The organism is Pseudomonas sp. SBB6 (assembly GCF_024213215.1).
Classification (GTDB): domain Bacteria; phylum Pseudomonadota; class Gammaproteobacteria; order Pseudomonadales; family Pseudomonadaceae; genus Aquipseudomonas; species Aquipseudomonas donghuensis.
This window is the reverse complement of record NZ_JANAVH010000013.1, coordinates 83,159-108,239: the sequence shown is the minus strand read 5'-3', so window position 1 is coordinate 108,239 and position 25,081 is coordinate 83,159. Positions and strand designations below refer to the sequence as shown.

Here is a 25,081-nt window from a genome sequence, read left to right as displayed (position 1 = left end):
GACCAGGAGCCTCACATGAAATACACGACGTTCGCGCTGTGCCTGCTGACCCTGGCCGGCTGCGCCAATCAAGACACCCGGCAGATGCCGGTCCAGATCATGACCGCCAACCCGGCCAACGCCCAGGATGCGGAACTTCCGCGCAGCGAACAGGTGCTACGCCCGCAGGACGTGCTCGATGTGATCTTCCACATCAGCACCAGCGGTTCGGCGGCGTACCGCATCCAGTCCGGTGACACCGTGGGCCTGCAGTTCCCGGCGGCCAGCTCGCTCAACGGCAACCAGCTGGTGCTGCCGGACGGCACCATCGAGCTGCCACGGGCCAACACTTCGGTCAACATCGCCGGGCAAACCCCGGATGAAGCGCGGCGGACCATCCAGCAGGCCTACCGCAACAAGCGCCTGTTCCAGCCGGGGCGTGACAACGTCACCGTGCAGGTGATCAGCCCGCTGACCAACGAGCAGAACCTGAAAAGCGCCCTCAGCCACCCCGCCACCGGCATGAGCCGCGAGATCACCGTGGGCAGCGACGGCCAGGCGAGCTTTCCGGAAATCGGCTCGGTACCGCTGCAGGGCATGACCGTCAGCCAACTGCAGACCTACCTGAACAAACGCTATGCCGACCTGCCCGGGCGCATGACCGTGGACGTGATGCTCAAGTCCACCGCCGTCAACGAGATCTACGTATTGGGTGAAGTCGGCCAGCCCGGCGCCTACCCGATCCGCCGTCCGGTGTCGGTGCTCGAAGCCCTGACCCTGGCCCGTGGCCCGAACGTCAAGGCGCGGCTCGATTCGGTGGTGATCATGCGCCGCAACGGCAACCAGGTGCAGGCCGTGCCCTACAACGTCGACAAGGCCCTGGACGCCAGCGCGGCGCAAGTCGCCTACCTGCAGCCGGACGACATGCTCTACGTGCCCAAGACCAAGCTCGCCAGCGCCGGCGACCTGGCCCGGCAACTGGCTGACGTGGTGTTGTTCCAGGGAGTGGGCTTCAGCTTCGGTTATCGCGTTGACAACAAAGACAACGACAACAACTAATCCCAGGCGGGTATCCGAGCATGAATACAAAAGAAAACTACCTGCATGAATTCTTCAGGATCTTCTTTGCCAACCGCCAGTTGGTCAAACGCGTGTTCCTGATCTTCGCAGTGATCGCCTTGCTGTTGCCCCTGGTGCTCAAACAGAGCTTCGACATCACCGCGGAAGTGATCGTGCAGTCGAAAAAACTGTCCCAGAGCGATACCAACACCGCCCTGGCCCAGGAAACCGACAAGTTCATCCCGCCGTCGCTGGCCGACATGGAAACCGAGAGCAACATCCTGCGCTCGCCAACCCTGATCCGCGAAACCATCAGCCAGTTGCGCGACGAAGGCAAGTACGACATCCCGCCAAGCCTGATGCAACGGGTAGTGTTCGGGCCGATCCGCAACGTGATCAGCAACCCGCTGCGCGAGCATGTGGTCAACCCGCTGCGCTCGCTGTTCGGCCTGGAAGTCGACCCAGTGCGCGACACCCAGCTCGACACCCTGACCGATGACGCCATCAAGGACCTGAAAATCGAAACCCTGCCGGGTTCCAACGTGGTCTCGGTGACCTACAGCTTCCCCGACCCGAAACTGGGCACGCTGTTCGTCAGCCGCCTGCTCGACAACTACCTGCGCAACCGCCAGAACCTGCAGTCCAACGAGTTGCCCGAGCAGTTCTACGAGCAGAAGAAACTGCAGTACCAGGTGCGCATGGACGACCTGGAAAGCAAGCGCTTGGGCATGCTCTCGAGCATCGGTTCCTCGGACCCCAAAGAAGAAATTACCTTCCGCCTCAATGCCATCAACACCGAAGAACAGGCGCTGAACCTGTACCGCGACCGCCTGCTGCAAAGCCAGCAGTGGCTGGAGTACCTGAAAACCAACCTGGCTGCGGCCGGCAACGCCAACATGCGCGATTTCGCCTTCCCCTACACCTTCACCACCACGGTCGACAACGTGGCGTTCGAAGACCGCGAGATCAAGCAGCTCGGTGAACAGCTGACCACCCTGGTGCTGACCTACGTCAGCGACCTGGCGGTGTTCCAGCCCGGCAGCGAGCAGATGCTGCTGCAGCGCGAACAGATCGCCAAGACCCGCCAGCAGTTCCTCAAGATCGTCGCCAACCGCATCAAGGAGCGTGAAAAGGACCTGGCCGTGGTGCAGAACGTGATCGCCCAGAAGACCCAGCGCATTGCTGAGTTCAAAGGCCGCGTGCACCAGTTGCAAGAGACCCAGAGCAAGGCGCGTCAGCTCGACACCGAGATCGACGCCCTGCACAAGGCCTACTTTACCTACACCCAACGCTACGAAGAATCGCGTGGAGCCGACCTGCTGAACGGTCTGTCCAACGCGCGGATCCTCAGCGCGCCGTACGAGCCTGCGGAGCCTGCGTTTCCCAAGCCGCTGCTGATCGTGCCGTTCGGCATGCTCACCGGCCTGCTGCTGGCCATTGCCCTGGTATACGTCAAAGAGTTCTTTGATCGGCGCTTCAAGCACCCGGCGCAAATCAGCCATCAACTGGACCTGCCGGTACTGCTGGTGATCAACGACCAGACCCCGGAAACTCCCAACCCGTACAAGGGCTGGTCGCTGCCGCGGCTGGTGCACTGGGTGCGCAATTGAACGCAGCGCTGACGCCGCGGCCGATCCTGCACCTGCTCAGCAGTGGCGGCTTCTACGGCGCCGAGCGCATGCTGCTGGACCACTGCCGGGCCACCCCGGGACAGCACCAGGTGCTGTTCCTCGGCGCCCCGGACGAACTGGTGGCGCGTTTTCGCGCCGCCGGCGTGGCCTGCCAGACCTGCGACGGGGTGGGCGAGCTGCTCGGCCAATTGCACCAGCGCCACGACCAGCAGCCGCTGATCAACAGCCACAACTTCAAGGGCCTGCTGTTCGGCTGGCTGGGGGCCAGGTTGTGGCGCCTGCCCATGGTCGCCACCCAGCACGGCTTTACCCCCACCAGCCGCAAGCAACACCTGTATACCTGGATCAGCCTGCAGCTGTGCCGCACCGCCACCATCGGCCAGGTGATCTGCGTGGCCGAGAGCATCAAGCGCATCCACCGCCAGGCCGGGGTTGCCGAAGCCAAATTGCAGGTGATCCCCAACGGCCTGCCCGACGCCCAAGCGCTGCCCGAACGCCGCCAGGGCGATGGCCGCTGGCTGGCCGGTTATGTCGGGCGCTTGAGCAGCGAAAAAGGCCCGGACCTGTTTCTCGATACCCTGATCCCCCTGTGCCAGCGTCATCCGCAGCTCGACGCGGTGATGCTCGGCGACGGCCCGGAGCGCATAGCCCTGCAGGCACGCATCGATGCCGCCGGCTTGAGCGAGCGTATTCGCCTGCCGGGTTATCAGGCCGACATGCGCGCCTGGATGGCGCGCCTGGATGCCCTGGTCATCAGCTCGCGCACCGAAGGTACGCCGATGATCCTGCTCGAAGCCATGCAGGATGGCGTGCCGGTGGTGGCCTTTGGCGTTGGTGATATCCCTGATGTGATCGAACACGGGCGCAGCGGTCTGCTGGCCCGGCCCCTGGCGGTGGATGAGCTGGCAATGCAGCTTGAGGCGTTGTTGCTCGACCCGGCCCAGGCCGGTGAGCTGGTCGCCCAGGCACGGCGCACCCAACGCGAACGTTATCACCTGCCGACGCTGGCGCAACGCTGGGCCCGGATTTACCTGGGCGCGGCCACGGAGACCTGCGCATGATCATTCCCCTGTCCCTGATCGGCTTGCTGGCCATTGCCTGCCTGGCGCTGCTGGCCAGCCCCTACCCGTTCCTCGCGCCCGGCGCGGTCATCGGCCTGGCCGGCTTGATGGCGCTGTACAGGCGCCCGGCCTGGGGGTTGATGGCAATCATCACCCTGGTGCCGCTCGAAGGCCTGTTCAAGGACAGCGAGCTGACCGCCACCAAACTGATCGGCGCTGCGCTGGCGCTGGTGCTGGTGCTGCAACTGGCGGTCAGGCAACTGCCTGCCGAGCGCCTGCGCAGCAGCATGTGGCGCCTGTTGCTGGGCTTCCTGGCCTTGTACCTGCTGAGTTTTCTGACCAGCGACAGCAGCGAGATGTCCCTGGGGCATTTGCGCGAGTTGACGGTGGGCCTGCTGCTGTTCGGCATCACCCTGCTGATCGGCCGCGACCTCGACCTGCCAATGACGTACCGGCTGGTGACCCTGAGCGTCGGCCTGACCTGCGTCATGGCCATGGTCTCGGCCAAGTACCAGGACGAAGGCCGCGCCGCGGGTCTTTTGCAAGACCCCAACGTGTTCGCCATGCTCATCGCCATCGCCGTGCCCATGGCCCTGTGGCTGGTGTTCAACAGCCCCAAGCGGATACAGAAGCTGTTCTGGATCGCCTGCTGCATCCTCCTGCTGGCCGGCATGACCAAGACCAACTCGCGCTCGGGCCTGGTGGTGCTGTTGATCAGCCTGGGGATCGTCCTGGTGCACTACCGCACCCAGGTCGCGCGCCTGCGCCCGCGGCACCTGGGCTTTGCCATGCTCGGTCTGGCGATCCTGCTGCCCACCCTGGTGGCGCTGATGCCGGAAACCTACGTGGCGCGCATCCAGTCGCTGGCGCTGCTCAAGTCCGGGGTCAATGCCTTCAAGGATGATTCCCTGGGCCGGCGCTCCTCGTACATCGTGGTCGGCAGCAAGATGATCCGCGAACACCCGGTGCTCGGCACCGGCCCCGGCACCTTCCCCCTGCACTACGCCACCACCGGTTACGCCAAGGCCTTCTCGGCCAACCGCAAGGTCGGCGACCTGTACCGCCGGGCGCACAACACCTACCTGGAGATCTTCAGCGAGGTCGGCATCCCGGCGGGCATCCTGTTCGCCAGCATGGTGCTGCTGGCCCTCTATAACGTCTGGCATGCCCGGCGCCTGTGGCTGCAACAGGGCGACCACTACCAGGCCGACCTGCTCACCCACCTGTGCATGAGCATGCTTGCCATCAGCCTGTTCCTGATGTTCCTCAGCGCGCCCAACCACAAGTACCTGTGGGTCATGCTGGCGCTGTCCGGCGTGCTGCGCCTTAACGCTGAGCAGGCACGCCTGGCGCAGGGGAAGGCATGAAGATCAGTGTCGTGGTGCCGATGTTCAACGAGGCCCGGCATATTGCCCGGACGCTGCAGTCGGCCTTGAAAGCCGCCGCGGATGCCGGGCTTGAGTGCGAGCTGATCGTGGTCGACAACGGCTCCAGCGACGACGGCCCGCAGATCGCCCGCAGCCTCGGCGCCCAGGTGCTGAGCCTGCCCGGGCTGACCATTGGCGCCCTGCGCAACCGTGGCGTGCAGGCCAGCAGCGGCGAATGGCTGGCATTTCTCGATGCCGATATCGAAGTGCCCGAGCACTGGCTGAGCCTGCTGCTGGACCTGCATGCCGAAGGCCATGGCGAGGTGTTTGCCCTGGACTGCGACACCCCGCGCCAGGCGCCGTGGTTCGCCCGCGCCTGGCAACGGCGCACCCTGCGCGCAGGCTTGCCGGCGCTGCACCGCATGCAATGGCTGCCGACCCCCAACCTGCTGTTGCGGCGCCACTGGTTCGACAAGGTGGGCGGCTTCAGCGAAACCCTGCGCACCGGCGAAGACAAGGATTTCACCTGGCACCTGAACAAGGCCGGCGCGCGCCTGTTGGCCCTGCGCAATCCGGTGGTGTTGCACTGGGGTTTCGAAGGCAGTTGGAGCGAGTGGCTGGGCAAGGAGCTGTGGCGCCAGGGCAGCAACCTGCAACTGCTGCGCAGCAACGGCCTGAGCTTGCGCCTGCTGCGCTTTCCGCTGTTGTCGCTGGGCGCTTGGGGGCTCGATGCCCTGGCCTTGGCGGCACTGCTCGACGGCTTCCCGAACCTGGGCTTGGTTCTGCTCGTTGTGACGGGCCTGCCGGCCTTGGTGCTGAGCCTGCGCCAGAGCCTGCAACACCGTGACCTGGTGTTTGCCCTGCAGCTCTGGGGCCTGCACTGGATCCGCCTGCACCTGGCCGGCGCGGCCTTCGTGCTCAGCCTGTTCAACTGGAACGCAAGGAGGCCCGCCCGTGGCTGAGTTCATTTTTTGGTTGTGCCTGTTGCTGCCGTGTTATGCCTGGCTGGGCTACCCCGTGCTGCTGACCCTGGTCGGGCCGCTGTTCCCGCGGCACAGCCCGGCGCCGCTGGCGCCGCAACGGGTCAGCGTGGTGGTGGCCGCACACAACGAAGAAGGCAATATCGACAACAAGCTGCGCAACCTGCTGGCCCAGGACTACCAGGCCGAGCACCTGCAGATCGTCGTTGCCAGCGATGGCTCGACTGATCGCACCGTGGCCCTGGCGCGCGGCTTCGACGACCCGCGCATCCAGGTCCTGGACCTGCCGCGCCTGGGCAAGAACAGCGTGCTCAACGTCGCCGTCACCCAGTGCACGGGCGACATCGTGGTGTTCACCGATGCCGATGTGCACTGGATCGACGGCACCCTGGCGGCCTTGTTGGCGCCCTTTGCCGACCCGCAGGTCGGCGGTACCGTCGGCAAGATGATCATCCCGGTGCCCGGCAAGGGCCTGAGCCTGGGCGAAAGCCTGTACCGCCACTACGAAGCCTGGCTCCGGCGGGTGGAAAGCCGCACCGGTTGCACGGTGTCCGCCGACGGCGCCCTGCAGGCCGTGCGCCGCGAGCTGTACCAGCCGATCCCGGCGCGGGTCAACGACGACTTCTATATCAACACCTGCGCGCCAGTCGCCGGCAAGCGCGTGGTCTACGTCGACGAGGCCCAGGTGCTCGACCAGGGCGTGGACGAGGCCGAGCGCCAGTTCAGCCGTCGCCAGCGCGTCACCGTCGGCGGCCTGATCAGCCTGGCCGCCCGTCGTGAGCTGCTCAACCCGCTGCGCCATGGCCTGTACGCCATTGCCCTGATCAGCCACAAGCTGATCCGCCGCCTGGCGCCGGTGCTGTTGTTGCCACTGTTGCTGGCCAACCTGTGGTTGCTCGACGGCCACGGTTTTTACCAATTGACCCTGGCCGCGCAATTGCTCGGCTATGGCGCTGCCATCGCCGGCCTGCTGGATGTGCGCCAACGCCTGCCCAAGCCGTTTCGCCTGGCGGCTTTCGTGCTGGTGACCCTGGCCGGGATGAGCGTCGGCCTGTGGCAGTTCCTGCGTGGGCACAGCTACAACCAATGGACCCCCGACCAGACTCGATGAGCACCTGACATGCCGATAAAAACCAGTATCAAGCGTGCCAGCGGTTGGCTGTACCTCAATTCGCCCAAGGGTCGCAGCCAATTGCGCGGCGCCGGGGTGATCCTCATGCTGCACCGGGTGCTGGCCGAGGACAGCAGCGCCGCCCTGCCCCATCGCAACGAGCTGTGCGTCGGCCCCCAGGCCTTTGAGCGCTTGCTGCGCTGGCTGCAACGTCACTTTGACTGCGTGCACCTGATGGACCTGCTCAAAACCCACGAGCAGCCGCGCAACGGCGGCCGCCCCAAGGTGGCCCTGACCTTCGACGACGGCTGGCGCGACAACGCCTTGAATGCCTTCCCGCTGCTGCAGCAATACCAGGTGCCGGCGAGCATCTTTTTGTCCACCGACTACATCGGCAGCCGCCAGCGCTTCTGGTGGGAAAGCCTGGGCGAAACCCTCTGGGGCACCCATGGCGAGATCTCCCGCCGGGCGCTGATCGAGCAGTTGCGCAAGATCGGCAGGCCGCTGCCGGCGGCCTACTTCATGAACGAACAGGCCCATGCCCGCAGCAGGGCCCTGGGCAAATACCTGCAAAGCCTGAAAACCCTGAGCCCGATAGCCCTGCATCACCTCACCGATGCCTGCCCGGCCGAATCCCTGCCCCAGGCCCTGGACTGGAACCAGGTGCGCCACCTGGAAAACTCCGGGCTGATCAGCTTCGGCCCCCACGGTGCCAGCCACGCGCTGCTGCCGGGCCTGGACGACCAGCGCCTGGAAGAGGAACTGAGCCGCAGCCACTACGCCCTGCAACAAGGCTGCAAGCAGCCGCTGCCGGTGTACTGCTACCCCAACGGCGACCACGATGCACGGGTGCGCGAGCGCCTGGCGGCGCACTGCTACCCGTTTGCCCTGAGCACCCGCCCGGGGATCTGCCAGGGCCATGACGACCCCCTGGCCCTGCCACGCATCAGCGTCAGCCAGCGCACCGCCAGCCGGCCCACCTTGCTGGCCTGGCGGATCAGCCGCGGGGGCCGCCCATGAGCCGCAGCCACTATGTTCGCCACCTGCTGCTGAGCATGGGCACGCGCCTGGCGATGATCGCCCTGCGGCTGATGCGCAACGTGCTGCTGGCGCGCATTCTCGGCCCTAGCGAGCGCGGCCTGTTCGCCCTGCTCAGTACCCTGCCCGACCTGATCAGCGCCGCCACCAGCGGCGGCCTCAACACCGCCGTCGGTTACCAGGCGGCCAAGCAGCGCAGCATGGGCCTGCTGCTCAGCCAAGTGCTGATCTACGGCTGCCTGGTGGCCGGCGCCCTGACCCTGATCTGCGTGGCCCTGGCCCGGGCGTTCGGCAGCGAACTTGAAGTGACCACCCAGCTCGGCCTGCTGGCCTGGCTGTTGCTGCTGGCGGTACCGCTGACGGTGCTCAAAAGCGGCCTGCTGACCCTGCACAACGCCACCGGCGGCGTTGGCGCCTTCAATGCCCTGCGCCTGACCGAATCGCTGGTGCCGCTGGTGCTGTTTGTCGGGCTGTTCTGGATGTGGCAGCACGCGGCGCTGGAAGCGGCGCTGATCAGCTGGCTGCTGGGCCTGAGCATGGTGGTAGTGCTGGGCCTGTACTGGCTCGGCAAGCAGCACTCGATCCGCCTGTGCTGGGACCGCAGCGGCCAACGTGAACTGCTCTCGTACAGCGCTAAAAGCCACCCGGACGTGCTGTTCCAGCAAGTGATCCTGCGCTCGGACTACCTGTTCATCAGCGCCATGCTCGGCAGCGCCGCCCTCGGCCACTACGCCATGGCCAGCGCGGCGGCCGAACTGTTGCTGATCGTCCCTGAAGCGGTGACCACGCCGTTGATGAAACGCCTGCTGCAGCAGGACGCCGGCATGGACAAACTGACCCCGCTGGCCCTGCGCCTGACCGCCACGGTGATGCTCGGCGCCTGCCTGAGCATGGCGCTGATCGGCGAGTGGCTGATCGTCACCCTGTTCGGCGCCGACTACCAACCGGCGTATCCGGCCTTGCTGGCCCTGCTGCCGGGGCTGTTCGGCCTGTGCTACGCGAGCATCCTGCGCCTGGACCTGCTGGGCAAGAACCGCCCCGGCACGGTGTCGCTGATGATGGGCCTGGGCGCGGCGTTGAACCTGGTGCTCAATGTGCTGCTGATTCCCGCCTACGGCATCGTCGGCGCCGCCATGGCCTCGTCCATCGCCTACCTGGCGGTGACCCTGGCAATGCTGCTGTTGTACTGCAAACTCAGCCGCGTGGCGTTCTGGCACACCTTGCTGGTGCTGCCCAGCGACCTGGCGCCCCTGCGGCAGATGCTGCAACGGCGGCCGGCATGAAGCGCATGGCCCTGGTGGTGAGCAGCGTGCTGTTGAGCGCCAGCGTGCAGGCTGCGCCCTTGCAATGGGGCGACATTCGCGACGGCAGCCTGTACCTGCAGGCGGCCAAGGCCGACACCGTGACGGTCAGCTGGCAACCGGCCTGGCAGGCCGACGCCAACCCCGAACACATCTTCCTGCTCAATGGCCAGGGCCACTTGCAGGCCGATCGCCCGATCAAGGCCGATGAACCCCGTGGCCGGGTGCAATGGCCGCTGGCGGCGAGCAACAGCGACTACCAACTGGAAATCCCCGGCTACAGCTTCAGGCGTTACCGCATCGAGCACGCCGACAGCACCCGCGCCCTGTTCGCCCCGGCCAAGGTGCATTTCAGCGCCGAAGTCGGGCCCAATGTGGAGCTGTACTTTCGTGTGCCCGCTGGCGAGAAAGCCACCCTGGCCGGCAAGTACCACGGCGGCGTGCACGGTTTGCAGGTGCAGCGCCTGGGCGATGGCCAACCATTGAGCCTGGCGCTCAAGCCCTACCCCGCCTATTGGCAGTTCGATCGCCTGGCGCTGCCGCTGTCGAGCAAAGCGCAAACCTTCCGCTTGCAGCTGCAAGGGCGCGGCAAGGCAGCGTTCTGGCTCGACGGCAGCGCCAACCTGTTCGCCCAGCAGCCCGGGCAATTGCGGCCGGTGCAAAACGCCGCGGGCAAGGTGGCACTCTCCCTGGGCCGCACGGTACTGGGCCGCACCCCGGACCTGGGCGTCAACCTGCCCTATGTGCTGCCGCCGCCGTCCAGCTACGCCGTGCTCGATGCGCTGCAGCCGCAAGCGGCGGGCTACTACAGCTTCGCCGACCTGCTGGCGCGCAAGCCGGGGTACGAAACGGCATTTCGCAGTTTTTACCAGCAACGCTACACCATCAAACAGGACATCACCCTGCTGGCCGGCACCGGCCGCGAATCGGTACTGGCCACCGACCGCACCAGCCACGACGGCCTCGACGACTGGCTCGACACCACCCGCAAGCTGGGCGGCAGCACCCTGCACTACCTGGCCTTCGCCGACGAGCCCAACCTCAACTACAGCGACTACCCAAGCTTCAGCCGCTACTTCCAGGCCATGGCCGAGCGCGTGCAACGCAGCCCCGGCGCCCGCGAGGCCGGGGTGCGCATCGCCATGCCGGCAAGCTCGCGGCTGGTCAACGGCCCGTTGCACGGCAGCAGCGAAAAACGCATCGGCCTGGACTGGGCGCGGCGCCTGCTCAAGGAGCATGGCAGCCAGATCGACGCGCTGGCCTGGCACGAATGGATGGTCCGCGACCTGCTGGCCACCCGCAGCTATCGCGACGCGGTGCGCCAGGCGGCCGCGCTGGTCGGCCTCGATGCCCGGGGCCGGCCGAACAAGGCCCTGCTGCTGGACCAGACCAACCTCTCCAGCGGCTCGAGCCTGAGCCCCTACGACCAGGAAACCCACTTCGCCGCCCTGTGGTGGGCCTCGGTGGTGATCAACGCCTCCCAGGACGGCCTGCTCGACATGCTCAACTGGTTCCACGTCGCCGACGAACCCGAGTGGCCCAAAGGCATGGTCCGGGTGCTCGGCGAAAACCGCTTTGAGCTCAAGCCGGTGGGCCTGGCCCAGCAGTTCATCCAGCAGCACTGGCTCGACCAGGTGCTGGCCCTGGACAACGACGCCTTCGAAGTCGACGCCCTGGCCATGGCCCGCGGCAAGCAGCGCAGCCTGCTGGGGGTGAACAAGGGCGAGCGCCTGCAGCAGGTGAGCCTGGCCACCGAGCAAGCCTGCCCGCAAGGCACCCTGAGCTTCTTCGGCCCGGACAACACCACTCGCCGCGCGCAGTTTGTCTGCGAGCAAGGCCGCATCCATTTTCAATTGCCAGGGCAGACCCTGTTCGCCCTGACCTGGAGCGCGTCATGAGCGCGCGCCTCACCTGCCAGAAACAGGAGGCACCATGAGTGCTTTGAGCAAAATCCAGGACCGTATCAAGCGCAAAGGACTGCGCAATACCCTTAACGCCGGGGTCAAACGCTACCTGTTCTACCACTGGGAACTGCTGTGGATGGAACGCGACCTGGTCAGCCCGGTGCCGCCGCACAAACTCAGACCCTACCCGCCGCTGCGCATCGAAAGCATCACCGTGCATAACGTGCGGGCCTTCGCCAAGCACTTTGGCGACCGCATCGAAACCATGCGCGAACTGGCCGCCGAAGGCCACACCGGGCTGATGTTCCTCGATGACGCCGGCGACACCGTGGCGTTTATCTGGGGCAGCCTGCGCCACTACCACGACCGCCACTACTACGGCTGCTGGTTCCCGGTGGAGCCCAGGCAGTTCTTCGAATTCGGCGGCGAGCTTGCGCGCAAGTACTGGGGCACGCAGCTTTCGGTCGACCTGCAGCTGGAGCTGTGGAAGGCCATGGCCGCCCAGGGCTGCGACACCGTGGTGGATGTGTGCGAGGACCACAACATCCCGGCGCTGAAGCTGCACCTGCGCATGGGCTATCAGGAACAGGGGCGGATCATGCACGTGTACTGCCTGTTCGGGCGCTGGAAGTTCTTCCGCGAAACGCGCTACAGCAAATCGCGCCTGGAGCCCCTGCGCAAACCTGAAGCCAGCCCGGCTGCGGCCACGGTGACCTGAGCCCATGAGCCTTGAACTGCAGTGGTACCCGTCGTTGGCGGCGACGGACTTTCCCGCCGCCGAATACGAGCACCTGCGCCAGCAATTGGCCGACAGCACGCCGTTCAACCACCTGGGCTGGCTGCGTGCGGCCGAAGCGGCGCTGGCGGCCGGGCAACAGTTGCAGGTACTGGTGGGCCGCGATCAGGGCCGGCTGTGCTTGTGCCTGCCGCTGATTCGCAGCACTGAGCGCTTCGGGCCACTGACGGTACCGGTGGTGCGCCACCTGGGGTATCCGCTCAGTGACCGCATTGCCCTGCTCTGCGACCTGCCCGCCAAGGCTGCCGCGCCGGTACTGCGGGCGATCCGCAAGCACCTGCCCCACGCCCTGCTGCAACTGGACGAAGTGCCCGACGGCGCGGCGGCCCAGGCGTTGCTGAGCCGTTGGGCACGGCGCAGCTCCACCCATCAACAGCGCCTGAACTGCCGGGTACCGCTGCACCGCATCGGCCCTGAAGACCGCCAGGAAATCAGCGGCGACCCGCGCTACAAACTGCGCCGCGCACGCAAGCGCATTGCCGCCTGCGGCGCCCAGGTACGCCGGGTGACGCCCGACGCCGAGACCATCAGCGCACTGCTCGATGCCGTCAGCGCCGTGGAACACCTCAGCTGGAAAGGCGACGACGACGTCGGCATCTTTTCCGGGCGCCTGCGCCGTCAATGGATGTACCAGGCCTTCACCGCCCTGGCGGCCCAGGGCCTGGTGCGCCTGGTGCTGCTGGAGCTCGATGGCCGCTGCATCAGCTACCGCCTGGGCGTGTTCGAGCGCGGCCGGGTGTACGACTACAACCTGGCCTTCGTCCCCGCCCATGCCGAGCTTGGCAGTGGCCGCGTGCTGCTGGAGGAATGGATTCACTGGGGCCTGGACGACGGTTGGGAATGGGTCGACGCCTCGCGGGTGAGCCTGAACAACTCCAGCCACCAACTGCACGAACGCATGACCGGCACCCTCGAACACCACCGCCAAAGCTTCTACAGCTGGCGCCCCAGCGGCCTGGCCCTGGGCCTGGCCGTACGCCTGTGGCAACGCTTCAAGCCGCAGCTGCAGCGCCTGCGCCGCCCACCCTCGGTAGCGACTGCCGAGCCCGACTCGCCACAGGAGAACCCGGATGCCCTCACAGGTCATAGTCAACGCTGACGACTTCGGCCTCAGCGCCCACACCAACGCGGTCATCCTGCATGCCTTCCAGGCCGGGCTGATCAGCTCGGCCACGGCCATGGCCAACATGCCGGCGTTCAGCGCGGCGTGCAGCCTGGCGCAACTGCCGGCCTTGCGCGGGCGCATCGGCCTGCACTTCAACCTCACCTATGGCCGGCCCTTGAGCGAAGCCATCGGCAAGCAACCGCGCTTCTGCGCCGCCAATGGCGAATTCGACCTGCGCCTGAAGCAGCGCACCCTGCGCCTGAGCCGGGCCGAGCGCGAAGCCGTCGAGCAGGAATTGCAGGCGCAGTGGCAGCACTGCCTGAACCAGGGCCTGACGCCCAGCCACCTGGACTCGCACCAGCACGTGCACAACATCTGGCCGATCGGGGTGATTGTGGCCCGGTTTGCGGCACGTGAGGGCGTGGCGGTGAGGTTGGCGCGCAACCTTGGGCACAACATCGGGCCGCTGAAGCGGGTGTTCAAGACGTTGCTTAATCGAAGGTTGAAACAGTTGGCGGGGGCGACGGCGGATTATGTGTGTACGCCGGCTGATTTACGCGCGGGGTTGGCGCCGGCGCAGGGGTTGCTGGAAGTGGTGGCGCACCCAAGTGCGTTGGGGGGGCATGATTTTGGTGATGCGTATTTGGGGAGTGGGGAGTCGTTGAAGGCGTTGGTGGAGCAGAGGCTGGGGGGGGTGCCTAAGGTGGGGTATGGGGTGATTATGGGTGAACGCAATTCACCGGTTACAACGATTTCCTGAATGGTCGTCGGCTCATGGTTTAAAAGCCTAACTTCAATCTACAGACGTTGGAGGACAGCAATTCCTAAAGAGCCAGAGCCTGACTTTTGGCAGGCCACCGATTTTTTGAACTCCAAATGGCTGGAGTATCAAAAAATCGGTGGGTACTTCAGACCTTCCCTGGGGACTGTCACTCATTTAGTGATTGGACGTTACATGACGAAGAAGTGCATGTATGCCAAACAAAAAACAGACCCGGGAGAAGGGGCCCACCTAAAGCATGTGCGCCCCAACCGCGACCAGCCCCTTACGAATTAAATTAGGCGTAGCCGGTGAAAGGCTCCCTCGGCAAAAGTGCCCTTCGATGCTGTTATAAAGAAGGTTATTTTTTGTAATCACATGTTCGACGACTTCACTTAATCTAAGCCAGGAACCAGGCGCAGTATTTAGCGGATCAATCATCAGGACATCCACTCCTGTGCGACTCGCAACGCTTTCTATCTGACGCATAAATCCACTTGGGTTATTGACTACTGAAGAGTGGAGTATCTTGTCATACCACGTCTTTTCAAAAGCACTCAGATGATAGTCAGGAACGACTGCTTTAGGATGCAATTGAGCAGTATTATTAGCAATGTCTAGCTCAAGCTGATCAATGGAGGTCATGTTATATACGCCATTTTTAGTAACAAATCGCATTTCCATCTGATTAGGCATGGTAAATGACTTTTTGCTTGGGCCGCCATGCGAAAAAATTGCCAGTCGTTTACTACGATAGCCCCCACTGAATATTACATAATCTGCAGATGCTTTGGCGCCTTGATAAGTTCCCGCCAATTGTGTTTTTCCTGGCGGGATTCCGCCAGCACGCCTCAACACTCTCGGCGGCAGAGTCAGTTTTGATCCGACAGCCCCCGCCGACCGCGCTGCCATTACTCCCGCCCCGGCGCTCGCCAAACCAAACCCCAGGCCAACGTACCCTAGGATTCGCGACAACTCGGGATCACTCTCCTCCAGCAATGTTGACGCAATCTCAAACCCGAATGCGATAATAGCAAGCCCTGTGGCTCCCACTGCGAGCGCAAGCGAAGTCCCCCCGGTAAACGGCGCCGCCAGCACACCCAATACCGAAGTGGCAATACGAAATTCGCTCGTGTACATAAAAGGCATGCCTTCCCATCGGCTGTACTGAGCTACCGCCGCATGCCCGCTCGGGTCGTGGAAGTTGACCGGGTCACCGCCACAGTACACATAGGCCGCCACACCCCCGGCACCAAAGGGGCTCCAGTTATCGGGGGTCAGGAAGTGTTGCAGAAGTGGATCGTATAGACGATAGCCATTGCCCAGGTGATACAACCCCATCGGGTTGAGCGGCTCGCCCTTGAAACCGAGCCAGGTCACGTCCTTCTGATCCAGCTGGCGATAACCATACGGCAGGTAGCTATAGTATTTAACTGCCTTGGTAGCCAGGTTGAGACTGGCAAACACACTGCCCGCCGCATCGCGTAATTCAAAACTACCATTCAACTCGGTCTTGGCCCCTGCATGGGTGTAGATCTGCTGCAACAGACACCCCGGGCTGTCGTTAAGCAGCACAATCCTGCGCTCATCACGGCTATCGTCACCGCCGCTGGTGTCGATTTGGTGCAAGGCATAGATCCTGTTACCACGGTAATGATAAGTCTCCGTGCGTGAGCCCAGGGTGGTGCCTCGAATACGACCAAGGTCATCGTAACTAAAGTTATAATGCTCAGTGTACTTCGGGTAGCCGCACGTCTTTACCTGACCATTGGCGTGATAGGTGTAAGCTCGGCCTGCACATTTGATTTGGCGGCCTGCAGCGTCGACTTCCTCTGACTCGTTATCCCATTTGACCAACGCCCCGGGCTTGGTTGTGTGGTACCCGTAAGTCGAAGCCGGTATCTCTGGTGAACACGTATTTTCCCGCTTCACCACATTGCCCAAACTGTCATAGCTGAATACCTGTTTGGTGAAGCCCCTACCCATCCAGTCGGCAGGAGCGTCTTCACCGGTACATGACCACTCCTGCAGGCGATTGGCGTGGTCGTAGCTGTAATTATCACTGCGGCGCTCTGTGCCCTTGACCTTTAGTGTGCTTTTATTCAGGCGTCCATCCCCCAACAGCGTGCGCTCCACGCTCAGGGTATCGAACCCTGCACATTCGAACGTGCGAAGGGTTTCGTTCCCGCAGGGGTCATAGTCATAGGTCACCGTCATGGTACAACCGGTTTTCACGTCCCTGATGCTTTCCTTCACCAGTAGCCCACTGTCGGCATACTCGAACTGCGTGTCACAAACGCTGCTGGTCGAACCGATCTGACGGCCATAGGCATCGTACCGATACGCCGTGGTGTTGCCCGCCACGTCGGTGAAACTCAAGGTCTTGCCGCCTATGCTCAACGCTAGGGTAGAGGTGTAGTCTTTCTTTTCCGTCTTAGGCTGCGGGCAGCATTCGCTATAGTTCAAGGTTGCACTATCGAAACCGGCCGTATAACCCTCGAGCGTCGTAGGACCGGTCGCACCACTTGCACTGGTCCAATCGCTGGCGCCGCTATAGGCGAAAGTATTCTTGACACCATTGACTGACCGTTCACTAAGCCGGCCCAGACCATCCACCGTCTGGCTTCCCAGCGATACCGGCGTAGCGCTGCCATCCTTGATACTACCTGCGATCGCCACAGCTGCCAGGCTTGCACTGGAAAAGGTGTTACTGATGACAGTGCTGCCCAACGTTTCGGTGAGCCGCCGGCCAAAGCGGTCGTAGGTGTAAGACGTGGGTTTGCGATGCTTGGGTGTAACCGTGCTGACCAATCCAGCGTTGGTGTAACTGAACGCCGCGCTGTCCAACTCGACTTCCGTGCCAGACTCGACGGCAAACTGTTTCGTCGATTGCAATAGCCCGTCGGCTGAAAAGCTACTCACCAACTTCAGGGAAGGCGCACTGCCCCCCGCATCAAAGGTCTCTGTCAGCGAACGTCCGCTGATATCGTAGCGGCGCTCCTGGGTGAAGGTTCCGCTGGTGACCTTTTGCGAGTTTACCGTCGCTTCGATGACCTGGCTCTTGCTATCGACTACTGTGTCGGCGGCATTCTTGAGCTCATACTTGACGGTACATTTTTTGCTGTCGGTGCTGTCGTAAATCCAGCTGATCGTACGGGTGCTGTGTTTTTTACTCGCGCCATCGTAGTCATATACAATGGCCGTGGCCAGCCGACCGCGTGCATCGTAAGTGACGCTGGTCAGTTGTAGCCATGACTTGCCATCCCGACTTACCCAGGTTTCGCACTCCCGACCCAGCACATCGTTGACCACACGCGATATTCTTCCTGACTGGGTGTTGTGGCTTTCATACTGGTAACGCCCCCCCTCTAGAACTTTCACGCTATGCGCAGTCTCCTCGAGGACCTTGTCACCCTGCTTGACGCTTTCCGTGCTCAGCAGCCCCGCCGTGCCGTAAGTCAGTGTCGTCTTATTCCCTTCAGTATCAACGCTCTCATGCAAACGCCCGTTGAACCCGGCGCGTGTCTGGCTCGAGGTGGCCGTCACCTTTGCACCTACCTTTACGCTTACCGTGGTCGTGACTTTGCGCTTATCTTTAGCATCGACCGAGTAGTCAAACGTGGTAGTGGTCTTGGAGTCTGCTATCTCCTTACCGTCCTTGTCCAGCAGGCACACGGCGTTCGACTTGACCCGGCCGAATGCGGTTTTTTTAGTACTATCTGTGTGGTAAGCGATTTCCTCGACCTGCATCGAGCCTGCCACCTTGGTTTTCAACTTGAAGCCCTGTGCATAGACTTTGCTTTGCTCGTTGAGACTTTTCTCCAGGCTGGTAATGGTCTCGCCAATCTTTTTGGCTTCTTCTGCCTTGGCGGCTTCTTTCTGTTTTTTCAGGCTTTCCAGCAACGGCTTCGCCGCCAGCGTGGCAACCGCAAGTTGCTCTTTGGTGATATCAACTTTTTCATAGTCCGGCTCAAGCACCGTCAACTTCAGGGTCGGCACCACCGCATGCGCCCTGCCAACCGCCTTCTGGTTGGCTGACTCCAACTTGCCATAACCATAATAGGTCAGGCGTTGCGGGTGAACCTGGTCACCTTTTTTAAGGTACACAAACTCTGACTCAATATGAGCACTGAGTTTGCCGACATCGCCGGGATACTTGACGTCCACGGGCAAGTTGAACGCTGCCTTGGCGTAATTGTTTTCACTAACACTCATGCTGATTGTCGATTCGACACGTGTCCCCCAGGTCAAGCCCGAACTGCCAAACGCCTGGAAGCCCCATCCAATCGGATTGGCATAATCCAGCGGCTTGAGCAACCAGCCGAAAACGCTGTTATCGTGCACCGTTTTCTTGTCTTCCTTGACCTTGTATTTTTTATAATTGTTGAAGTAAGTCATTTCGGTCACCTGATTGCCTTTGATCGTTTTGATCAGGTTACCGCGGGCGTCGAGTTCGTAGGCCGTTTGCTCGACAATAGTGCTGTCTACCTTCTGGGTTGAAGTGACCGTCAGTACCTGCCGTGTTTTGTCGACTGCCATGGTTTGTTCGGTGGTGTACGTGACGCCGGCAACAATATGGGATTCCTTGGTTTGGCGGCCATCCTGGAAGGTGTGTACTCGTTTGCCGACGTTGAACCAGCCTTGGGAGCAATTGACAATCGTCTGGTTTTGAGCGCTATAATCATAGGTTTCGGTCAGCGCGTCGACGCCACCGCCCGGGGCAATTGTATAACGTGAGACTTTGTTATCACCCTGATAAATAAGGGTCTCTGATTGCGTATGGGTGGGCGCCGTTGCGCCTGCTGCAGCGGTGGTTACCGTCAGTTCTTTTATCCGGAACGATTGTGCCTCACCATCGGTCTTGATATTAAATTTCCGTTCACCCAGTAGCCCTTTACCTTCTACAGTTATTGCGTGAGCTATTCCGTGCTCACCTAAATTGCTCCTGACATGGCTATATTTGACCTCTTCATCCGAACCGGGAAACAAAGTCAAACTATTTAATAAAGCACTTTGGGGTCTATATGAAAAAGCAACCAACACCCCCGTATCATCAGAAATGGACTCCATAGTTATACTGGAAACATTCCGGGAAAACGTCAATCTCCGTCCACTTGGTGACAATAGGGTCTGAAGAAATACAGTAGCCCGCTTATCACTCACCGAGTGCTCATGGAGGCCAACATAAAATACTTCTACTGCCCCATTTTTCCGCACCACATCAAGCTTGCCAGCAAGGTCATGAAAATTGGCATGCAAAGTGTAATCTTCACCTTCATAAACCTGACCAGAAACAATATCAACGGTAATTAGCCGGCCATCAGATAGGCGTAATTTATCGTCAAGCTTCAAGTGACTTTTAATTAAGTTGTATTTACCTAGATTCACCTCCAGCGACGGAAAGTAACTCTCCCCCTTCACTGCAATTCCAAGATCAAACACCGGCCCAACCCCATCGTCCCCCACCAACCGTGCAACAGGGATATGCCAGCTACTCTTGCCGGTACCAGGTTCAATGGAGACATACCGTTCCCCGGTGTACCCTACATCCGCCAGTGCCTCGGCAGCGGGGGGGATTACTGTCCCCGTATTTTCCAGTGCTGCACCATGCAGGTAAATCTGGGTGACCTCTTTATCTTTCCCAGTGATCAGCTGATGAATTTGTGCCGCAGTGGTTTTTTCGGTATCGACAATGATCATGTACTGCGTGGGGTAGCTGGCAGCATCCTGTGCTGTCATACCTACATGGGCCGTTGTTTTGTCCGCCGAGAGGGAAACGGTCCAGACCTCAATTCCTTTGCTATCGGGTCGTTTTTTCTTCTCGTCATACAAGCCAGGCAGGATATAAATATTGTTTGCTGTAGCATCGCCACTACGCGTCGCAGCGCCACCTGTCATAGATTTGACCGATGATGTCGCCTGAGGATTTTTCAGCTGAAAAATCACATCTCCCGCACAAGAGTAACCGAAGGTCGAGTCGGCCGCGTCGAGCGAAGCCAGGTCTCTACCCACGCGCATGTTTGCAAAGCGGTCATCGTAGGCGTTGAACACCATGTCTGGGTTAGTTTGCAGCAAGTGTAACAGCCGATTATATTCTTCGGGTGAGAGCATCGACTGCAGGCGATCCAGGGTACTGGGTTGTTCCCAGAAGTATTCTCCCCACTTACTGTCCCCTTGCACTTCCTTGCGAAGCAGTTGTTCTTCCACCGGGTAGCCATAGTGATCCTGGATGAACTGCGCTACGGCTAGATCGTCGCGCATAAACGGTTCGCCATACAGGTCGCCATCCATCCCGGGAAAATCAGGAAAGTTACCGTTAGCCAACATCTCGAAGAGGTAGTCTGACCTGTCCAGAAAATCCGGATGCGCGAGCCGGTAGTCCTGACGATCGTTACCGGTTACTACTTTGTAGTTGTCAATGGTCCCGCGAATCCATACAGCGGGTTCTTGCCACTCGGGCTCGACATATTCCTGTTCGCCATTCGGGCGACTCACCGGCCAGTCAGTGTCCGGCATCAGTCCACCATTGAGGTAGATCTCAATTTCACTGTTACCGGCCAGCCCCTGGATCAATTGCTGCACTTGCTTGCCGCTGCTGCGCTCGGTGTCTACCACAATCTTGTGGTAGCTCCATCCCGCGTCCACCGGCGACGGCTGCACACCAACCTCGGCAAGTTTTTTGTCGGGGCTGAGCAATACCCACCAGGTTTCGATACCGTCGAGTACTGGCAGCTCGGTGTATTCATCAGCCAACCCCGGTACCAGCCAGACGCAATCCGCCCGCAACTGACCGCCTTGATCAGACAACTTGAATACTGCATTCCCCGCACTGCCAAAACCCAGGCTCGAATCGGCCGCGTTAAACGCGGCATAGTGCTGGCCAACCACCAGGTTGGCGAAGCGCTTATCAAACGCCTCGAGCACTTTGCGCGGTTTGCGCCGGAAGCTCTGCAGGCGGTTGTTGAACAGTGTATCGCTCAGTGGCGAACGAGCCCGCAGCTCACTGTCTTTTTGTGCGTCAAAACGCGGAATCAAGGCCTGGGGGCCAAACTGGGTGTCTTTGTAAGTTTCAATCGAGTAATCGGTCGCGAAGGTCTCGTTGAAGTACGCGATCATTGCCTCATCATTACCCAACGGCGGCTCCACCTGATCCTCCGGAGCGGGCTCATTGAAGGTTGCGGGTATTTCACCGCGCAGGTAATCGCGGAAAAACAGATCGAAGCGTCGGGTAAACTCCGGATAGACCAATGGATGCGGTTGGCCTTGCATATCCGTGACCTGCCGATGGTCATGAACGGTCCCGCGAACCCAACTGAAGTTGCTGGTCTGGGTACCGGGGATACTGGGGATCAGGTTATCGTCATCGACAATGGCGTTGCCCCCGGCAGTCACGCTCAGTGCCCCACCGGTACCACCGAAGTTAGTCGCAAACGCACGCAGGAAGCTGTGCAGCGCTTTGCCGGTGTTCTTCTGGGTGTCGACGATAAAGTGATAACGCACCTTGAATTCGCTGCCGGCCGCAAAGGTGCTACCGATCTCCACCCGTGACATATCACTGGTGAAGGAGGCCAACCACACTTCAACTCCCTCAAGCACCGGCATGTAGGCACCGCGATAGAACACACCGGGCAGCAACCAGACATCATCGGCCTGGATATCCTGGTTGGACTCCACAGGCCGGAAGATGGCCGATGAGCCGGAGCACGAGTAACCAAAGCTGGATTCGCCGGCATCGAATGCGCAATTGAAGGTACTGTTACGCATGTTTTCGAAGCGGTCGTCGTAGGCCCTAAGCACGGCCTGCGGGTTTTTCTGCAATACTGCCAGGCGCCGGGTCATCTCGGCGGTATTGACCATCGGCTGTGGGTATTTTTGCTGAATTTGGCTGATATCGTTTTTCAAGTAGAAATCGAGTAGCCCGGCGCCGAACAACGGTTCTACCGTCTGGGCGGCGTCGAAATCCTTGAGGTCACTGGCAAAGGTGTCATTGAAAAAACTGACAATCGCTTCCGGTGAACTTAATGGTGCCTGTGGCTCGGGGGTTTGGTGTTTACGGTACTGCAGGGCATATTCATGACTCAGCAGGCGCTGTAAGTAGTCACCGCTGTGAAGAAAATAAGGGTAGACCAGATCGTAGTGAAACCCGTCATCGCCGTTGACTTGTTTGTGATCAAACACTGTACCGCGGAGCCATTGGTCTGAGTTGCTCATCACGCTTTCCTCGCACTTAATATAAGTATCATAACCATAATGAACAAGCTCAACGCATTGAGACGCTCCCCAAAGCGCCTGACTCGCAGAAACACCAGCTTGTATCATGCCGCCGCCCCAATTACTTAAGGCATGCCCATTACGATTGCCCGCATCAAAACGATAGATGTAACACTGCCGAAGAGGTTACCTCTCCTGCGTGCATTCGAGAAAATCAGGACAGATGCTTAGTCAGCGCTCACGCGCCGATCAATTCTGCGTTCAAGTCAGCTTTACCCATTGACTCGTTGGAGTACCGGCGACAATTACCGTACCGTCATTAAGGTTCGTTTGAACAACAGCACCTATTAATACATTAAACTCCCGGTCCCGGCAGGTCATGGCACCTACGATATAACCATAATCGCCATTGACACCAATCCAGGCGATCGCCGACTCAAGGCCAACGCTGTCTTTGTAGTGAAAATGCCCAGTCACATCGTAAAGTCGACTGGTTGTTTTAACTGTACCAAAGAACGTCCCGGTGTATTCATCCACCCTGTTTTCAGGAATTGTCAGCGTGGTATTAAGGTCCTTGGCATAGTAGCTGCCTACAAATTTGCAAGTAGACTGGGTCTGCTCGGAGCCTTTGCGCGGACCTGTTTCGATCGGGACACCAGTATCTGGGTCGATTTCTGGGTCAATGCCTGGATCGATACCAGTACCAGTGCCAGTGCCAGTGCCAGTGCAGCCGCTGCAACTGCTGCAAGTACAAGTACAGGTGCCTGTGCCTGTGCCTGTGCCTGTGCCTGTGCCTGTGCCTGTGCCTGTGCCTGTGCCTGTGCCTGTGCCCGTGCCCGTGCCCGTGCCCCTGTAAGGAGGCAGGTTAAAATTTTGAATCCACATGCCGAACCAGAGTTGATTGTAGATTGTACCATTAGCATCTTTATACCATTGCTCCGGTGTATTAGGCGTTTTAAATAACATGACACGAACTCCTTTGATATTTTAAGAGCAACAATAAAAATTTGAAGCAGTCACGAAACTAGCCTCATTTGACTTGGACGTATAGCCAGCAAAAATGTCAGGTGGTTATCCATACAGCAAATGGAAGCCGATACACCCAGACCACTTGAGCTGAACTTATTCCTGCCGCCATTCCACAGCCTGAAATATCAGGTCATTTGACAGGCACGAGCACGGCGTTTATCGCCGTTGACTTGTTTGTGATCAAAGACTGTACCGCAGAGCCAAAGTGCAGAATCACTCATGACCGCCTCCTCGTATTCGATACAACTTTTACTGATAAAAACAAACTATCATGTAGCAGCGTGCCTGATTCTGGAAAATCAGAACCAGAACAGCCGGCAGTTAAATTTTCAAAAGATTGCCTGGTTACACTAGAAACACCGAAGGGGGTGTCAACTCACCTTTACCCAAGGACTTTCAGTTGTCCCGCCAACGCTAATCAACCCACCCACGATATCAGACAGTGCGACGATCCCCGACAGTGATAAAAATTCCCGATCGCTTCCGGCCATTGCCCCAACAATATAACCATGCGCAAGATCCAGCCCCATGAAGGCGATCGCGCACTCGCTCCCCAGCGGATCTTTATAATGGAAGTTCCCCGTTATCTGGTATTCACGATCGGTCGTTTCTACGGCGCCAAAGAATGTTCCGGCCTCATCATCGATAGACTCAGCCGGAATGACTAACGTTGCCCCGGCAAGGTCATCACGATAACGACCCGCCAGCAGACGGGTAGACACCAACTTAACAACTGGAATCTCCGCCGTGCGAGGCCCTGTATCAATCGGTGCCCCTGTATCAGGATCGATCCCTGGGTCGGTTCCAGTACCCGATCCAATATCGATCCCAGGGTAGGTTCCAGTACCCGGATGGGTGTGTGCCGTGCAGGCCCCTTGGTAAGGTGGCTTCTCACAATTAATAAACCATTTACCAAACCAGAACTCATTGTAGATGAGCCCCGATGAGGGGTCCTTAAACCAACCTTCAGGAGTAAAAGGCTCAATTGTCTCAGCTGGACACGTTGGCTTAGTAGGGTCAATTGGCTTAATAGGATCAACTGGCTTGATCACTTCAGATTGAAGGGGTTTATCCGGGATGACGATCCATTGAAAAAAGGGCATTCGACTTACTCCTAAAACTGTTTGGGAAAAACAGCAGTTTTCATCGATGTCGCCCAAACAGGGTGCCCTTCCTTCCGCTGCTCCGCTACTGGCAAAAATGATAGTTTTATCATGCAACCAGCCAGGTAAAGTAGCCTCTGCCGTACAACCTCAAGTAGATTGCTGGCGCTCTTCAACCCCATCCAACACCGCATCAATCAACGCCACCGCCATCTCCACCGAGTGCTGCGTCGACCACACAAAGCCCTTCCCCGCGTCACTGCTGTACTGCACCGCTTCAGCAATGGTCGAACTGGCACAGCGCAAATACAGCAACGCATGCACCAGCGCATCTTCGGCACTCACGCCGGCGCGTACGCAAAATAGAGGGGGGTGTTCAGGGCAGCTTTTGACGGGTGTCTCGACGGTTTCAACGAGGTGCAGCGATGGCGGATCGGGAACAGGCTTTTTCATGGTCAACTCCGAGTGTTAATGGAGCCACTACGCATTCGTCGCCAAACAAATGGGTGGCAGCTGTACGCGGGTTGGCGAACCGGAACACTCGGAAACCCGGCAGGGCCGAAGCCCTCCCACGCACAGCTGCCATAAAACAGACGGCCACGTCTGTCGACGGCGCCAGCCAGCATTGGAAGCCTCACGAGTGAAT

Annotated in this window: 16 protein-coding genes; 12 read left to right on the top strand and 4 right to left on the bottom strand. The window is 60.2% G+C overall.

Features of this window, described 5'->3' with window-relative positions:
• The first annotated feature begins 15 nt into the window (after nucleotides 1–15).
• From NLX68_RS22385 to NLX68_RS22330, 12 genes are read left to right on the top strand one after another with little or no spacing between them, the layout of a single operon-like run.
• A complete protein-coding gene (locus tag NLX68_RS22385) occupies nucleotides 16–1,038 on the top strand; it encodes a polysaccharide biosynthesis/export family protein (RefSeq protein ID WP_254285842.1) in 1,023 nt (340 codons plus the stop codon).
• Nucleotides 1,039–1,058: 20 nt separating this feature from the next.
• Complete coding sequence (locus NLX68_RS22380; protein WP_254285841.1) at nucleotides 1,059–2,648, top strand: Wzz/FepE/Etk N-terminal domain-containing protein; 1,590 nt, start codon at nucleotides 1,059–1,061, stop codon at nucleotides 2,646–2,648.
• On the top strand, nucleotides 2,645–3,730 hold the full coding sequence (locus NLX68_RS22375; RefSeq protein ID WP_254285840.1) for a glycosyltransferase family 4 protein: 1,086 nt from the start codon (nucleotides 2,645–2,647) through the stop codon (nucleotides 3,728–3,730). Before NLX68_RS22380 ends, NLX68_RS22375 begins: the two co-directional genes overlap by 4 nt.
• Nucleotides 3,727–5,097: an O-antigen ligase gene (locus tag NLX68_RS22370; RefSeq protein WP_254285839.1), complete on the top strand. Its 1,371-nt coding sequence runs from the start codon at nucleotides 3,727–3,729 to the stop codon at nucleotides 5,095–5,097. Before NLX68_RS22375 ends, NLX68_RS22370 begins: the two co-directional genes overlap by 4 nt.
• Nucleotides 5,094–6,059 carry a glycosyltransferase family 2 protein gene (locus NLX68_RS22365; protein WP_254285838.1) on the top strand — a complete coding sequence of 322 codons (966 nt, stop codon included), beginning with the start codon at nucleotides 5,094–5,096 and terminating at the stop codon, nucleotides 6,057–6,059. The genes NLX68_RS22370 and NLX68_RS22365 overlap by 4 nt, the downstream gene beginning before the upstream one ends.
• Nucleotides 6,052–7,188: a glycosyltransferase family 2 protein gene (locus tag NLX68_RS22360; RefSeq protein ID WP_254285837.1), complete on the top strand. Its 1,137-nt coding sequence runs from the start codon at nucleotides 6,052–6,054 to the stop codon at nucleotides 7,186–7,188. Before NLX68_RS22365 ends, NLX68_RS22360 begins: the two co-directional genes overlap by 8 nt.
• A 9-nt stretch (nucleotides 7,189–7,197) precedes the next feature.
• Nucleotides 7,198–8,208, top strand: coding sequence for a polysaccharide deacetylase family protein (locus tag NLX68_RS22355; RefSeq protein WP_010220530.1), 1,011 nt, complete (start codon nucleotides 7,198–7,200; stop codon nucleotides 8,206–8,208).
• Complete coding sequence (locus NLX68_RS22350) at nucleotides 8,205–9,509, top strand: oligosaccharide flippase family protein (protein WP_254285836.1); 1,305 nt, start codon at nucleotides 8,205–8,207, stop codon at nucleotides 9,507–9,509. The genes NLX68_RS22355 and NLX68_RS22350 overlap by 4 nt, the downstream gene beginning before the upstream one ends.
• Entirely contained in the window at nucleotides 9,506–11,425 is a 1,920-nt protein-coding gene (locus tag NLX68_RS22345) for a hypothetical protein (protein WP_254285835.1), read from the top strand. The genes NLX68_RS22350 and NLX68_RS22345 overlap by 4 nt, the downstream gene beginning before the upstream one ends.
• A gap of 34 nt (nucleotides 11,426–11,459) precedes the next feature.
• Entirely contained in the window at nucleotides 11,460–12,149 is a 690-nt protein-coding gene (locus tag NLX68_RS22340) for a GNAT family N-acetyltransferase (protein ID WP_254285834.1), read from the top strand.
• Between the two features lie 4 nt (nucleotides 12,150–12,153).
• Nucleotides 12,154–13,326 (top strand): GNAT family N-acetyltransferase, encoded by a 1,173-nt coding sequence (locus tag NLX68_RS22335; protein WP_254285833.1) that lies wholly within the window; start codon nucleotides 12,154–12,156, stop codon nucleotides 13,324–13,326.
• Entirely contained in the window at nucleotides 13,298–14,092 is a 795-nt protein-coding gene (locus NLX68_RS22330; protein ID WP_254285832.1) for a carbohydrate deacetylase, read from the top strand. The genes NLX68_RS22335 and NLX68_RS22330 overlap by 29 nt, the downstream gene beginning before the upstream one ends.
• 252 nt (nucleotides 14,093–14,344) lie before the next feature.
• Here NLX68_RS22330 and NLX68_RS22325 read toward each other — a convergent pair whose 3' ends face one another.
• From NLX68_RS22325 to NLX68_RS22310, 4 genes are all read right to left on the bottom strand, one after another.
• Entirely contained in the window at nucleotides 14,345–22,303 is a 7,959-nt protein-coding gene (locus tag NLX68_RS22325; RefSeq protein WP_254285831.1) for an RHS repeat domain-containing protein, read from the bottom strand.
• 261 nt (nucleotides 22,304–22,564) lie between these two features.
• Nucleotides 22,565–23,269 carry a hypothetical protein gene (locus NLX68_RS22320; protein ID WP_254285830.1) on the bottom strand — a complete coding sequence of 235 codons (705 nt, stop codon included), beginning with the start codon at nucleotides 23,267–23,269 and terminating at the stop codon, nucleotides 22,565–22,567.
• Between the two features lie 434 nt (nucleotides 23,270–23,703).
• Entirely contained in the window at nucleotides 23,704–24,492 is a 789-nt protein-coding gene (locus NLX68_RS22315; RefSeq protein WP_254285829.1) for a hypothetical protein, read from the bottom strand.
• 93 nt (nucleotides 24,493–24,585) lie between these two features.
• A complete protein-coding gene (locus tag NLX68_RS22310) occupies nucleotides 24,586–24,888 on the bottom strand; it encodes a DUF3077 domain-containing protein (protein ID WP_254285828.1) in 303 nt (100 codons plus the stop codon).
• Between the last annotated feature and the right edge of the window lie 193 nt (nucleotides 24,889–25,081).

What these genes read in the sequence shown, in the direction of transcription:
- NLX68_RS22355 (WP_010220530.1), top strand. Translation starts at nt 7,198, where the DNA reads ATGCCGATAAAAACCAGTATCAAGCGTGCCAGCGGTTGGCTGTACCTC.
- NLX68_RS22365 (WP_254285838.1), top strand. Translation starts at nt 5,094, where the DNA reads ATGAAGATCAGTGTCGTGGTGCCGATGTTCAACGAGGCCCGGCATATT.
- NLX68_RS22385 (WP_254285842.1), top strand. Translation starts at nt 16, where the DNA reads ATGAAATACACGACGTTCGCGCTGTGCCTGCTGACCCTGGCCGGCTGC.
- NLX68_RS22335 (WP_254285833.1), top strand. Translation starts at nt 12,154, where the DNA reads ATGAGCCTTGAACTGCAGTGGTACCCGTCGTTGGCGGCGACGGACTTT.
- NLX68_RS22370 (WP_254285839.1), top strand. Translation starts at nt 3,727, where the DNA reads ATGATCATTCCCCTGTCCCTGATCGGCTTGCTGGCCATTGCCTGCCTG.
- NLX68_RS22380 (WP_254285841.1), top strand. Translation starts at nt 1,059, where the DNA reads ATGAATACAAAAGAAAACTACCTGCATGAATTCTTCAGGATCTTCTTT.
- NLX68_RS22345 (WP_254285835.1), top strand. Translation starts at nt 9,506, where the DNA reads ATGAAGCGCATGGCCCTGGTGGTGAGCAGCGTGCTGTTGAGCGCCAGC.
- NLX68_RS22330 (WP_254285832.1), top strand. Translation starts at nt 13,298, where the DNA reads ATGCCCTCACAGGTCATAGTCAACGCTGACGACTTCGGCCTCAGCGCC.
- NLX68_RS22350 (WP_254285836.1), top strand. Translation starts at nt 8,205, where the DNA reads ATGAGCCGCAGCCACTATGTTCGCCACCTGCTGCTGAGCATGGGCACG.
- NLX68_RS22340 (WP_254285834.1), top strand. Translation starts at nt 11,460, where the DNA reads ATGAGTGCTTTGAGCAAAATCCAGGACCGTATCAAGCGCAAAGGACTG.
- NLX68_RS22310 (WP_254285828.1), bottom strand. Translation starts at nt 24,888, where the DNA reads ATGAAAAAGCCTGTTCCCGATCCGCCATCGCTGCACCTCGTTGAAACC.
- NLX68_RS22320 (WP_254285830.1), bottom strand. Translation starts at nt 23,269, where the DNA reads ATGTTATTTAAAACGCCTAATACACCGGAGCAATGGTATAAAGATGCT.
- NLX68_RS22325 (WP_254285831.1), bottom strand. Translation starts at nt 22,303, where the DNA reads ATGAGCAACTCAGACCAATGGCTCCGCGGTACAGTGTTTGATCACAAA.